The 12,243-nt window shown below is 68.6% G+C and carries 13 protein-coding genes; 10 read left to right on the top strand and 3 right to left on the bottom strand.

The window, feature by feature from the left end:
* Positions 1-2: 2 nt before the first annotated feature.
* Entirely contained in the window at positions 3-536 is a 534-nt protein-coding gene (gene hadA, locus J2X34_RS19520) for a (3R)-hydroxyacyl-ACP dehydratase subunit HadA (protein ID WP_114719544.1), read from the bottom strand.
* Positions 537-688: 152 nt separating this feature from the next.
* On the opposite strand from hadA, the gene J2X34_RS19515 reads away from it, so the two are divergent.
* A complete protein-coding gene (locus tag J2X34_RS19515; RefSeq protein WP_114719546.1) occupies positions 689-1,819 on the top strand; it encodes a GIY-YIG nuclease family protein in 1,131 nt (376 codons plus the stop codon).
* Positions 1,820-1,905: 86 nt separating this feature from the next.
* Positions 1,906-2,679 carry a siderophore-interacting protein gene (locus tag J2X34_RS19510; protein ID WP_429519236.1) on the top strand — a complete coding sequence of 258 codons (774 nt, stop codon included), beginning with the start codon at positions 1,906-1,908 and terminating at the stop codon, positions 2,677-2,679.
* An 8-nt stretch (positions 2,680-2,687) separates the two neighbouring features.
* On the opposite strand, the gene J2X34_RS19505 is transcribed toward J2X34_RS19510, so the two are convergent.
* The gene (locus tag J2X34_RS19505) at positions 2,688-3,923 is read right to left on the bottom strand and encodes a multidrug effflux MFS transporter (RefSeq protein ID WP_429519273.1); all 1,236 of its coding nucleotides are present in this window, start codon (positions 3,921-3,923) and stop codon (positions 2,688-2,690) included.
* Positions 3,924-4,008: 85 nt separating this feature from the next.
* Here J2X34_RS19505 and J2X34_RS19500 point away from each other — a divergent pair, with 85 nt between their 5' ends.
* Positions 4,009-4,947 (top strand): tyrosine recombinase XerC, encoded by a 939-nt coding sequence (locus tag J2X34_RS19500; RefSeq protein ID WP_174909572.1) that lies wholly within the window; start codon positions 4,009-4,011, stop codon positions 4,945-4,947.
* On the opposite strand, the gene J2X34_RS19495 is transcribed toward J2X34_RS19500, so the two are convergent.
* Positions 4,932-5,513, bottom strand: a complete 582-nt coding sequence (locus J2X34_RS19495) for a M23 family metallopeptidase (RefSeq protein WP_114719552.1) — start codon at positions 5,511-5,513, stop codon at positions 4,932-4,934. The two genes, J2X34_RS19500 and J2X34_RS19495, sit on opposite strands and share 16 nt — an antisense overlap.
* Before the next feature lie 321 nt (positions 5,514-5,834).
* Here J2X34_RS19495 and rpsB point away from each other — a divergent pair, with 321 nt between their 5' ends.
* The 7 genes from rpsB (at position 5,835) to J2X34_RS19460 (ending at position 12,240) form a co-directional block, all read left to right on the top strand.
* A complete protein-coding gene (rpsB, locus tag J2X34_RS19490; protein WP_114719554.1) occupies positions 5,835-6,731 on the top strand; it encodes a 30S ribosomal protein S2 in 897 nt (298 codons plus the stop codon).
* Between the two features lie 108 nt (positions 6,732-6,839).
* On the top strand, positions 6,840-7,664 hold the full coding sequence (gene tsf, locus J2X34_RS19485) for a translation elongation factor Ts (RefSeq protein ID WP_114719556.1): 825 nt from the start codon (positions 6,840-6,842) through the stop codon (positions 7,662-7,664).
* Between the two features lie 279 nt (positions 7,665-7,943).
* Positions 7,944-8,672: a UMP kinase gene (pyrH, locus tag J2X34_RS19480; RefSeq protein WP_114719558.1), complete on the top strand. Its 729-nt coding sequence runs from the start codon at positions 7,944-7,946 to the stop codon at positions 8,670-8,672.
* Positions 8,673-8,739: 67 nt separating this feature from the next.
* Positions 8,740-9,297, top strand: coding sequence for a ribosome recycling factor (frr, locus tag J2X34_RS19475; protein ID WP_114719560.1), 558 nt, complete (start codon positions 8,740-8,742; stop codon positions 9,295-9,297).
* A gap of 2 nt (positions 9,298-9,299) precedes the next feature.
* A complete protein-coding gene (locus tag J2X34_RS19470) occupies positions 9,300-10,160 on the top strand; it encodes a phosphatidate cytidylyltransferase (protein ID WP_174909576.1) in 861 nt (286 codons plus the stop codon).
* Positions 10,157-10,900: a class I SAM-dependent methyltransferase gene (locus J2X34_RS19465; RefSeq protein ID WP_429519225.1), complete on the top strand. Its 744-nt coding sequence runs from the start codon at positions 10,157-10,159 to the stop codon at positions 10,898-10,900. The genes J2X34_RS19470 and J2X34_RS19465 overlap by 4 nt, the downstream gene beginning before the upstream one ends.
* A 50-nt stretch (positions 10,901-10,950) precedes the next feature.
* Positions 10,951-12,240, top strand: a complete 1,290-nt coding sequence (locus J2X34_RS19460) for a lipase family protein (RefSeq protein WP_429519223.1) — start codon at positions 10,951-10,953, stop codon at positions 12,238-12,240.
* The last annotated feature ends 3 nt before the right edge of the window (positions 12,241-12,243 follow it).

Genomic DNA, 12,243 nt, shown 5'->3' with positions numbered 1-12,243 from the left:
GATCACGCCTCGCGCATCATCACGTCCTTGATCCGGCGGAGGCGATCGGGATCGGCCTCGCTGCCGGTCCGGCCGACCAGTGTGGTCAAGGTGGTGATGACGGGTTCGCCGGTGTCGTCCGACACGATGTTCTTCGTCACGATGATGTCGCTGCCGGCCGTCTGCCGAAACGACTCGAGTGAGACGTCGACCGTCAACCGGTCGCCTGCGCGCATCGGGCGGTGGATCACCAGTTTCTGGTCCGTCTGGAGAATCTGGCTCAGGTCGAATCCGGTGATGATCTGTTCGAGCAGGTACTTCTGGGCAATGGCCCCGATGACCGAGACGAAGGTGAGCGGCGCGATCAGTGCCGAATGGCCGAGCGCGCGTGCGGCTTCCTCGTCGTAGTGCGCGGGATGGGTGTTCTGGACGGCGGTCGCGTACTCGCGAACCTTCTCCCGGCCCACCTCGTAGTAGTCGGGCATGCGGTAGCTGTAGCCCACCAGACGCTCGGCGCGTGAGGCGCGGTTGTCGGTGGGTTCGGCTGATCGGGTCACAGATCGAGTGTGACGGAAGAACGGTTCCGGCGTCCGATATCGGACGTGGATGGACACAACCGGCCTCGGATCGTTTCCATACGGAAACGATCCGAGGTCACTGGGTAGCAAGGTGTACCGCATGCGGTCCGGTGATCGCCTACAGTCGCGTCATGGCTACCGTCTGGACCGTCCCAGAAGACATCACCCGAGTGCTGCTGGCCGCACCGGGAATCCGCGATTTCCTCACGGACGACGAGGGTCGGGGCGTGGCGAGCGACCCCAAGGTGCGGCTCGCCGAGTTCACTGCGGTCGTCAACTCGCTGCAGGACAACGCCGGGCGCACCTTCACGTCGGTGCGCGACGCGTCCGGGGTGCTGTTCGACGGGCCCGCCGGCGGCGTCGTGGTCTCCGATGCGCTCCGGCTCGCCGTCATGCGGGTGATCACCGCCGAGCCCCGCGAGCGTAAGCCGTCGCCCAACCCGCTTCCGGCCCGCGTGGTCGAGAACCTGGGCGTGTACGTCTACGCGCTGCGGGACCCCCGTGACCGCTCGATCTTCTACGTCGGCGCGGGACGCGGCAATCAGGTCTACGCGCATGCATGGGATGCGTTGGGGGAGGCGGGCACGCTCGACTCCGAGAATGTCGGGGACGCGGATCGCGACGAGACCCGCACCGCCTGGACCCGCCGGATCCGCGACATCTATGCGGCCGGGCATTCGGTGGATCACCTCATTCTGCGACACCGGTTGGAGGCGGCCCACGACACCGTCGGCGCGGCACGGGAGGCGGCGCATCTGGTGACCGACGCACTGCGTCAGCTCGAGCACCGGCCGCAGCATCCGGTGTTGACGAACCTCGCCGGTGAACCGATGGACCTCGAGAAGCGGGCCATGTCCGTCGAGGAATTGGCCGTGCAGTACGCGGCTCTGCCCGCGCCGGAACTGCCGGTGCCGGGTGCTCTGGTGCGAGTTCCCGCCGCGGCCGGCGCGGGGTTGTCCGCCGACGATCTGTACGCGGCGGCCCGGGGGCCGTGGCGCGCCGGGTCGGCCGCCCGCAACATCGCCGATCTTCCGGTGATCGTGTTCGCGGACAACATCGTTCGGGCTGTCTACCGCGCCACCTCCTGGGAAGGTGTGGGTCCGACCACCGATCAGCTGTGGCGGTTCACCGGTTCTGTCGACGCCGAGCTCGAGGCGAAGTTCGTCGGAACCCGGGTCACTCCGGATCGCGCGGGACTCAAGGCATGGCCGACCCACGGCTGGGTGCAGCGACTCACGCTGGCCCGCCCGCACGGCCGCTGACGGCGCGCGACCACTGTCCGCGCGGTCTGTATGGTAGTTAGGTAAAGCTAACCAATTGCCGTTTGGATCGTCAGGAGCGTGTCGCAGTGGCCAGGAAGAGATCGACGTTGACAGTGGTGCGCACCGAGCGAATCGCGCCGCACATGGTTCGCGTCGTTCTGGGGGATCCGGGTTTCGAGTCCTTCGAACCTTCCGAGTTCACCGACTCGTACGTGAAGATCGAGTTCGGTCCCGCGGACGACCCGGTCCTGCGGACGTACACGGTCCGATCCGTCGACCCGGTCGCGCGCGAGCTGGCGATCGACTTCGTCGTTCATGGCGACGAGGGTGTCGCGGGGCCCTGGGCCGCGTCCGCGGCGCCGGGGGAGACGCTGACCGTCCGCGGTCCCGGCGGTGCCTATGCGCCCCGGCCGGATGCCGACTGGCATCTCATCGCAGGTGACGAATCGGCGCTGCCGGCCATCTCGACGGCCGTCGCTGCCCTCGCGCCCGACGCGGTGGCCAGGGTCTTCATCGAGGTCGCCGACGAGCGCGAGGAGGTCGCGCTGGCAGCCGGTGACGACGTGGAGATCACGTGGATCCACCGCGGCGTCACGTCCGATATCGCGGGGGACGATGTGGCGGGCGAGAACTCGCCACTGGTGACGGCGGTCCGCGAGATGGCCTGGCTGCCCGGCGACGTGCACGTGTTCATCCATGGGGAGGCGCAGGCCGTGATGCACGGCCTGCGCCCCTACATCCGGAAGGAACGCGGCGTCCCGGCCGCCTCGGCATCGATCTCCGGGTACTGGCGTCGCGGGCGCACGGAAGAGGGGTTCCGCGTGTGGAAGTCCGAACTGGCGGCTGCCGAGTCGGTCTGAGGTCGCGGTCACCCCGCCTCGTCGACGACCTGGCGGGGTGACGTGGACTGGGTCCGATCGTGCTCCGGAGTATCCGTCGGGTTCGGGTCGGCGGCGCGGGTCAGGACCGTGAGCGCGGTCATCGCGATCACGCCCGACGCGAGGATCGCGATCGCCATCGGCACGGCGGAATCGCCGCCGCCGATTCCCACGAGCGGGGACATGAGCGCCGCCAGCCCGAACTGCCCGGCGCCCATCAGCGCCGAACCGGTTCCGGCCGCCTCGGGGACCCGTCCCTGCGCCAAGGCCGTCGCGTTGCCCATGATGAAGCCGATGCTCGAGACGACGCCGAACATCAAGGGCAGCACCAGCCACATGGGGCTGCCGCCGATCGTGGTCGCGAGGGTCAGCAGAAGTCCGGAGGCCACCAGCAGGCTGACGCCGAAGGTGAGGAGTTGTCGGGGGTCGAACCGGCCGATCAGCTTGGTGTTGACGATGCTGCCGACCATGATGCCCAGCGAGTTGACCGCGAACACGATGGAGAACTGCCCGGGCGTCAGGCCGAGAACGTCCTGCACCACGAACGGCGACGCCGAGATGTACGAGAACAGGGCGCCGAATCCGAACGCGAACGTCAGGGCATATCCGACGTACACGCGGTTGGTGGCGACGTACCGGATGTTGTGCGCCAACGCGGCCAGTCCGCCGCCGTGCCGCCGCTCGACGGGCAGCGTCTCCGGGACGACGGTGAGCACACCGACGAGCATCAGGACGGAAGCGGCCGTGAGGACCCAGAAGATGCCGCGCCAGCCGATCGGCCCCAGCAGCGCGCCACCCATGAGCGGCGCGACGACGGGCGCCACCCCGCCGATGATCATCATGAGACTGAACAGGCGCGCCGCCGAGTCGCCCCGGGCTCGGTCGGCAATCACGGCGCGGGCCAACACGATTCCTGCGCCGCCGCTGAGACCCTGGAGCAGTCGGGCGGCGATCAGAACGCCGATGTTGGGCGCGATCGCGCACAGCAGACCGCTGATCGCGCACACGACGGTCGCGCCGATCAACAACTTGCGACGGCCGAGACCGTCGGACAGCGGCCCGATCAGCAACTGGCCGATGCCGAGCCCGGCCATGAAGGTGGTCAGCGTCAACTGAACGTTCGTTGGGGACGTGCCGAGGCTGTCGGCCATCGACGGCAGGCCGGGCAGGTACATGTCCGTCGACAGGGGAGCAGTTGCCGAGATCAGAGCTAGAACGCAAAGCAGCGGAACAGGAATAGCGCGATTCACGCGAGAACCCTACCGGCGCGGCCACTTGCGAATTCGCGAGGACGCCGCGACCGTTGTCGGTATGGACGTCGACCCGAACCCGCAGCTGTCGCCCGGGCTGCGCACGCATCTCGACGACTACGCGGAGTATCTGAGGCTCGAGCGGGGGCGTTCGGAGCACACCGTGCGCGCCTATCTCGCCGACGTCCGGAGCCTGCTCGAGTACGGGACCCGCGACCGGCCCGACGCGACACTGGCCGATCTCGATCTGCGGGTCCTGCGCGGCTGGCTCGGAGGGCAGGCCGCCGCCGGTGTCGCCCGCACCACCCTCGCCCGACGGACGTCGTCGGCGAAGGGGTTCACCGGGTGGGCGCAGCGGACCGGCCGGATGGAGGTCGACCCCGGGGTCCGGCTCGTCGCGCCGAAAGCGCACCGCACGCTCCCGCCGGTCCTGCGCCAGGAACAGGCGGCCGAGGCGATGGCCGCCGCGCAGTCCGGTGCCGACCAGGAGGACCCGATCGCGCTGCGGGACCGGCTGATCGTGGAACTGCTCTACTCGACAGGAATCCGCGTCGGCGAACTGTGCGGGCTCGACGTCGCCGACATCGACAGCAGTCGGCGCGTGCTGCGGGTGCTCGGCAAGGGCGACAAGGAACGCGTGGTTCCGTACGGCCTGCCCGCGGAGGATGCAATCGACGCGTGGCTGCGTGCGGGCCGACCCGAACTCGCGAACGCGCGATCCGGCGACGCCCTGCTGCTCGGGCGCCGCGGCGGACGTCTCGATCAGCGTCAGGCTCGCAGCGTCGTGCACGACGTGGTCCAGGCCGTGCCGGGCGCGCCCGACCTCGCGCCGCACGGGCTCCGGCACTCGGCGGCGACGCACCTGCTCGAGGGCGGAGCCGACCTGCGTGTGGTCCAGGAACTGCTGGGGCATTCGAGTCTGGCGACCACCCAGCTCTACACGCACGTCTCGGTGGCCCGACTGCGCGCCGTCCACGACCAGGCTCATCCCCGCGCCTGACCGGCGGCGGTCGGCAACAGCCGGATCGGCACCGCCCGAACCAGCGGCAGCGGGTCGAGGTACTCCCGGTCCCGCCTCAGCCCCCAGTGCAGGCACGCCGTCGCCGCGCACTCGGGATGCCCGGGTGCGACGGTGCCGAGGACGGTGCCGCGTTCCACCCGTCGGCCGGCGGTGACCGACGCGTCCACCGGCTCGTACGTGGTCCGCAGACCGCCCGGGTGATCGACCGAGACGACGGGCTTCCCGGCGACCGAACCGGCGAAGACCACCGTGCCGGGGCCGGCGGCGAGCACCGGTTGGCCCGGCGCCGCCGCCAGGTCGACGCCGCGGTGCCCGGGCAGCCAGTTCCGGTCGGGCTTGTCGAACGCCCGCGTCACCCTCGGTCGGGGGTGCAGCGGCCAATCGAACGCCGCGCGTGCCGCGTCGGCGGTGGGGGCCGGCTCGGCGGGAGGCGGCGCCGGTCGCGGTGCGGCGGCGACCGTGGGGGAGGCGACCGACGGGGAGACGCAGAAACAGAACAGTGCTGCCGTGATCACGATGCAGCAGGCGGCGCGGGGAAACCTCATGGAGCGACTCTGGCGCGCAATCCGTCACGTGCGGTGCCCATCCCTCGATCTGTGGATGGACGAATTCGTCATCCACAGATTTGCCGGCCGGACTCGCCACCTGCGGCTTCCTGATCCGCGATTCTCGGGTTAGGAACGGTGGCGGCGAGGCCGTACACTTGTCGAGCGGTCTGTGCACGCACAGTCCGACTTCGCGCGCCCGCGCATTATCCGGTCTTCGGCTGGTCCTGCATTCGTGCAGGTCCGACGATCGGGCGGGCGCCAGGGCAGAGGTCACCCGACCACTGCAGCAACCGGCAATGAAAGAAGAGGTACACAGCCATGGCTGTTGTGACCATGAGGCAGCTGCTCGACAGCGGCGCACACTTCGGGCACCAGACCCGCCGTTGGAACCCGAAGATGAAGCGGTTCATCTTCACCGACCGCAACGGCATCTACATCATCGACCTGCAGCAGACGCTGACGTACATCGACAAGGCGTACGAGTTCGTCAAGGAGACTGTCGCCCACGGCGGCACCGTCCTGTTCGTCGGTACCAAGAAGCAGGCTCAGGAGTCCATCGCGGGCGAGGCAACTCGCGTCGGGATGCCCTACGTCAACCAGCGTTGGCTCGGCGGCATGCTCACCAACTTCTCGACGGTCCACAAGCGCCTGCAGCGCCTGAAGGAGCTCGAGTCGATGGAGCAGACCGGCGGTTTCGAGGGTCGCACCAAGAAGGAAATCCTCATGCTCACGCGTGAGATGACCAAGCTCGACCGCACCCTCGGTGGCATCCGGGACATGGCCAAGGTTCCGTCGGCCATCTGGGTCGTCGACACCAACAAGGAGCACATCGCCGTCGGCGAGGCGCGCAAGCTGAACATCCCGGTCATCGCGATCCTGGATACCAACTGCGACCCCGACGTCGTCGACTACCCGATCCCGGGCAACGACGATGCGATTCGCAGCGCCGCCCTGCTGACCAAGGTCGTCGCTTCGGCGGTGGCCGAGGGCGTGCAGGCCCGTGCCGGTCTGAGCGCCGACAAGGACGCCAAGCCGGAGGCCGGCGCCGGCGAGCCCCTCGCCGAGTGGGAGCAGGAGCTCCTCTCGCAGGCTGCTCCGGCCGCCGACGTGATCACGGAGGGTGGCCCCGAGTCCCCGCGTGAGGCTGTCGCCGAGGCCGATTCCAAGCTCGCCGAGGCTCCCGCGGACGTCGCGGACGCCGAGAAGCAGGCCTAGTTGATTCGGCCCCGACCGTAATCCCGGTCGGGGCCGTTTCACTCAGCTGCTTTTGCCTGGCACCGCTGAGTCAGGCATCCGAAACTCATCCGAGGAGGATTGCCCCCGATGGCGAACTACACCGCCGCTGACGTCAAGCGGCTCCGCGAGCTCACCGGCTCCGGAATGATGGACTGCAAGAACGCGCTCGCTGAGACGGACGGCGACTTCGACAAGGCTGTCGAGCTGCTCCGCATCAAGGGTGCCAAGGACGTGGGCAAGCGCGCCGAGCGCACCACGGCCGAGGGCCTGGTCGCGGCCAAGGACGGCGTCATGATCGAGATCAACGCCGAGACCGACTTCGTCGCCAAGAACGCCGAGTTCCAGGAGCTGGCCGACAAGGTCGTCGCCGTGGCTGCCGCCGGCAAGCCGGCCGACCTGGAGGCCCTCAAGGCCCTCGCGGTCGACGGCAAGACCGTCGACGCCCTGGTCCAGGAGCTCTCCGCCAAGATCGGCGAGAAGCTCGAGCTGCGTCGTGTCGTCTCCTTCGACGGCCCGGTCGCGACCTACCTGCACAAGCGCGCCTCCGATCTGCCCCCGGGCGTCGGCGTGCTCGTCGAGTACACCGGTGAGGGCGATGCTGCCGCTGAGGCCGCTCGCGCCGCCGCGATGCAGGTCGCTGCGCTCAAGGCCAAGTACGTCACTCGCGACGAGGTCCCCGCGGACATCGTCGAGGCCGAGCGTCGTATCGCCGAGCAGACGGCCAAGGAGGAGGGCAAGCCCGAGGCTGCGCTCCCCAAGATCGTCGAGGGTCGCGTCAACGGCTACTACAAGGACGTCGTCCTGACCGAGCAGTCCTCGGTCACCGACTCCAAGAAGACCGTCAAGGCCATCCTGGACGAGGCCGGCGTCACGATCACCCGCTTCGCGCGGTTCGAGGTCGGCGCCAGCTAGTCGCACTTCCACACATCGGCCCCGCCGGCCGGGTGGGTGCAGTCGTCGATCCGGTTCATCCGGATCGTCGGTCCGCCCATTCGGTCCGTGCGGGGCCGACGTGTGCGGTGGGTGGGGTCAGCGCTGGTGATCCCGGGTCGATGAGGCAGGATGGTAGAGCCTGTTCCGGAGGATCTGCCGGACGGGTCCTCGACGTCTGGCCCGGCCCGTTCGTGGCCCGCTCGCCGAAGAACCGCAATACTTCTAGAACCGCACAACCTGCAGAACCGAGGGAGAGTTATGACCGCACCGGCCGACGAACGTCCAGGATTCCGACGTGTGCTCCTCAAGCTCGGCGGTGAAATGTTCGGTGGCGGCAAGGTCGGGCTCGATCCGGACGTCGTGACGACGGTCGCCGAGCAGATCGCAGAGGTGGTGCGCTCGGGTGTTCAGGTCGCGGTGGTCATCGGTGGCGGCAACTTCTTCCGTGGCGCCGAGTTGCAGCAGCGAGGTCTCGACCGCGCGCGCTCGGACTACATGGGCATGCTCGGTACCGTGATGAACTGCCTTGCGCTGCAGGACTTCCTGGAGAAGCAGGGCATCGATACCCGCGTGCAGACCGCCATCACGATGGGGCAGGTCGCCGAGCCGTATCTTCCGCTGCGGGCCCGCCGCCACCTGGAGAAGGGGCGCGTGGTGATCTTCGGTGCCGGCATGGGCATGCCGTACTTCTCGACCGACACGACGGCAGCGCAGCGCGCCCTCGAGATCGGCGCCGAGGTCGTGCTCATGGCGAAGGCCGTCGACGGCGTGTACTCCGCCGATCCGCGCCTCGACCCGGACGCGACGATGTACTCCGAGGTCACCCACCGCGAGGTGATCGAGAAGGGTCTCAAGGTCGCCGATGCGACCGCTTTCAGCCTCTGCATGGACAACCAGATGCCGATGATGGTCTTCAACCTGTTGACGCGGGGAAATATCGCGCGCGCGGTGTCCGGTGAGAAGATCGGAACGTTGGTCAAGTCATGATGTCGTGCAGCACGATCAAGATGCGGGACGTATTCGAGCGTCACACGAACGAGACGGAGGAACAGCCGTGATTGATGAAGCTCTCTTCGAGGCCGAGGAGAAGATGGAGAAGGCCATCACGGTTGCGAAGGACGACCTCGGCTCCATCCGGACCGGTCGAGCCAACCCGGGCATGTTCAACCGGATCGTCATCGAGTACTACGGTTCCATGACGCCGATCACGCAGCTCGCGAGCATCAACGTGCCCGAAGCGCGGATGGTCATCATCAAGCCCTACGAGGCGTCGCAGCTCGGACCGATCGAGAACGCCATCCGCAACTCCGACCTGGGCGTCAACCCCAGCAACGACGGCAGCATCATTCGCATCTCGGTCCCGCAGCTCACCGAGGAGCGTCGTCGCGAGTTCGTGAAGCAGGCGAAGGGCAAGGGCGAGGACGCCAAGGTCTCGATCCGCAACGTCCGCCGCAAGACGATGGACGAGCTGTCGCGCATCCAGAAGGACGGCGAAGCCGGCGAGGACGAGGTCGGTCGCGCCGAGAAGGAGCTCGACAAGACCACCGCGCGCTACGTCAGCCAGATCGACGACCTGGTGAAGCACAAGGAAGCAGAATTGATGGAGGTTTAGCCGTGGGGAAAGCTGACGGCGCCTCCGCGGCGACCGCCGCCCCGGCCTCCAAAGCTGGACGCAACCTGCCTGCCGCGATCGCCGTCGGCGGCGGCATCGGCGTTGCGTTGATCTTGATCCTGACCTTCGCACCGCTGGTGTGGATCGGTGTTGTTGCCGTGGCGATGGCGATCGCCACGTGGGAGGTCGCCAAGCGACTGGGCGAGGCCGACATCCGCGTCCCGGTGATTCCCCTGCTGCTCGGCGGTCAGGCCGTCATCTGGCTCAGCTGGCCGTACGGGACCGAGGGGGTGCTCGGTGCGTTCGCCGGCACGGTGCTGGTGTGCATGGTGTGGCGCCTGTTCGACCACGGCCTCAAGGCCACGCCGCGCAACTTCCTGCGGGACACCGCGATCACGGTCTTCGTTGCCGCGTGGATTCCGCTGCTGGCGTCCTTCGCGACGCTGATGGTGCTGCAGGACGACGGCGCAGGCCGGGTGCTCTGCCTCATGATCATCGTGGTGTGCTCCGACGTGGGCGGCTACGTCGCGGGCGTGTTCTTCGGCAAGCATCCGATGGTGCCGGCGATCAGCCCCAAGAAGTCCTGGGAGGGCTTCGCCGGGTCGCTCGTTTTCTGCGTCATCGGTGGCGTCCTCACCGTGACGTTCATCCTGGACGCGAACCCGTTCATCGGCGCCCTCCTGGGCGTTGCGCTGGTGTTCACCGCGACGCTCGGTGACCTGATCGAATCCCAGGTCAAGCGCGAACTGGGAATCAAGGACATGGGCACCCTGCTGCCCGGGCACGGCGGCATCATGGATCGTCTCGATTCGTTGCTGCCGTCCGCTTTCGTCACCTGGCTCGTTCTCACCGTCCTGGTGTGAGCCGCGCCGACCGCAGCCGGGGGAGCGCTCGGGGAACGATCCCGAGCCCCAACATCTGGCACTGGCCCGACATCTACGAGGTCGAGAACCGTGCCCAGGACGTCGACGGCGTCGTGTTCGGCGTACTCGCCGAGGTCGCGGACTGGCGCGACCGCGACGTCCTCGACCTCGGCTGCGGTGCAGGTTTCCACCTGCCCCTGTTCGCGGAGACGGCCCGGTCGGTGGTAGGTGTCGAGCCGCATCCGCCGCTGGTGGCGGCAGCGCGCCGCCGCACCGCCGGACACGCCGCGGTCAGTGTTGTCGAAGGATCCGCGGACGCGCTTCCGCTGCCCGACGACAGCGTCGATGTCGTGCACGCGCGCACCGCATACTTCTTCGGTCCCGGATGCGGTCCGGGCATTCTCGAGGCGATGCGGGTGCTCCGTCCCGGCGGGGTGCTCGCGATCGTCGATCTCGATGCGACCGTCGCCCCGTACGGCGGGTGGATGCGCGCGGACCTTCCGCATTACGACCCGGTGGCCGTCGAGGCCTTCTTCGACGCACAGGGTTTCGCGATGCGTCGGGTGCGGACCCGATGGGAGTTCGAGGGCAGGGACGCGTTGCGTGCGGTGCTGGGCATCGAGTTCACCGCGCGGACCGCGGCCCGTGCGTTCGCCGAAACGCCGGGCCTGGGACTGGAAGTCGGCTACCGCATCCACACGAGGGCGGTGTCGAGCGGTCTCATCCTTCCGTCTGGTTAGTGTTACTCGGAGTATTGACACTGGCGCTGCCGTCGTGTGAGCTGGGCCTCATGTTCTCAGCGCGACGGACTCGTTGGACAGCAGGGGTTCTCGGCGTGTGCCTCGCGGCAGCGACCGCCGGGGTGGCCGGGGCGGCCCCCGCGCCCGCGGACTTCTATCAGGTCGCGGCGCCGCTCCCGGCCGGCGATCCCGGTGTCGTGCTGCGCACCGATCCGTACGCGCCGCTGCTGTCGATTCCGAACCAGGCGGGGCCGTGGCCGTCCGGTGCGAATCGGATCATGTACCGCACCACGGATGCTCACGGCGACGCCACCGCCGCGACCGCCACGTACTTCGACGCGAGCCTGCCGTGGGTGGGTGCGGGTGCGCGACCGCTCGTGGTCCTCGCGCCCGGGACGCAAGGGCAGGGCGACCAGTGTGCGCCGTCGAAGCTCTTCGCCGAGGCGATCCATTACAGCCCGCCGCTCGATTTCGCGGTCGAGTACGAACTGCTGCAGGTGCACGCGCTGCTCTCCCGGGGCATCGACGTCGTCGTTGCCGACTATCAGGGCCTCGGTACCGAGGGCATGCACAGCTACGTCGACCGTCGCGCCGAGGCACACGCCGTGCTCGATGCGGCCCGCGCGGTGAAAGCGTTGCCGGGCACCCGGATCGGCGCGGACAGCCCGATCGGACTGTGGGGGTACTCGCAGGGCGGGGGAGCGGCGGCGGCCGCGGCCGAACTGCAGGCCGCGTACGCGCCCGAACTGAACATCAGCGGAACCTACGCCGGCGGCCCCCCGGCCGATCTGCGGGCCGTCGCGGCCGCACTCGACGGCGGCCTCGCGGCCGGTCTTCTCGGCTACGCCGTCAACAACATCTACGCCGGCTACCCGGAGACCCGCGCCGAGATCGACGGTGCCCTGAGTCCGGCCGGGCGGCAGGCGCTGGACGACATCGCGAACCAGTGTGTCCCCGAGACGATCGCGCGGTACGGCATGCACCGGACGTCGGAGTGGACGCGGGACGGACGATCGGTCGCGGAACTGATCGACGCGCTGCCGACGGTGCGCGCGGTGGTGGACGAGCAGCGCATCGGCCGCGCGGTTCCGACCGCGCCGGTCCTGATCGTGCAGGGGCGCAACGACGACGTGATCCCGTACCCGCAGGCGCAGCAGCTCGCCACGGACTGGTGTGGAGCCGGTGCCACCGTCGAGTTCTCGACAGCCGAGTTTCCGCCGATCGCACCGGGGTTCATCGTCGGGCACGGCCTGCCGATGGTCTCGGGGCTGCCGCAGGCGCTCGACTGGATGACCGACCGGCTCACCGGGGCGCCGACCAAGTCCACCTGCACCGCCTGACGG

Source organism: Rhodococcus sp. BE178, from assembly GCF_050433545.1.
Lineage (GTDB): Bacteria > Actinomycetota > Actinomycetes > Mycobacteriales > Mycobacteriaceae > Prescottella.
This window is presented reverse-complemented; position numbering and strand designations above follow the sequence as displayed.

Bases quoted from the DNA above. Each gene is read 5' to 3' on its own strand.
- J2X34_RS19515 (WP_114719546.1), top strand. From the start codon at position 689: ATGGCTACCGTCTGGACCGTCCCAGAAGACATCACCCGAGTGCTGCTG.
- J2X34_RS19500 (WP_174909572.1), top strand. From the start codon at position 4,009: ATGGACGTCGACCCGAACCCGCAGCTGTCGCCCGGGCTGCGCACGCAT.
- J2X34_RS19495 (WP_114719552.1), bottom strand. From the start codon at position 5,513: ATGAGGTTTCCCCGCGCCGCCTGCTGCATCGTGATCACGGCAGCACTG.
- rpsB (WP_114719554.1), top strand. From the start codon at position 5,835: ATGGCTGTTGTGACCATGAGGCAGCTGCTCGACAGCGGCGCACACTTC.
- tsf (WP_114719556.1), top strand. From the start codon at position 6,840: ATGGCGAACTACACCGCCGCTGACGTCAAGCGGCTCCGCGAGCTCACC.
- pyrH (WP_114719558.1), top strand. From the start codon at position 7,944: ATGACCGCACCGGCCGACGAACGTCCAGGATTCCGACGTGTGCTCCTC.
- J2X34_RS19460 (WP_429519223.1), top strand. From the start codon at position 10,951: ATGTTCTCAGCGCGACGGACTCGTTGGACAGCAGGGGTTCTCGGCGTG.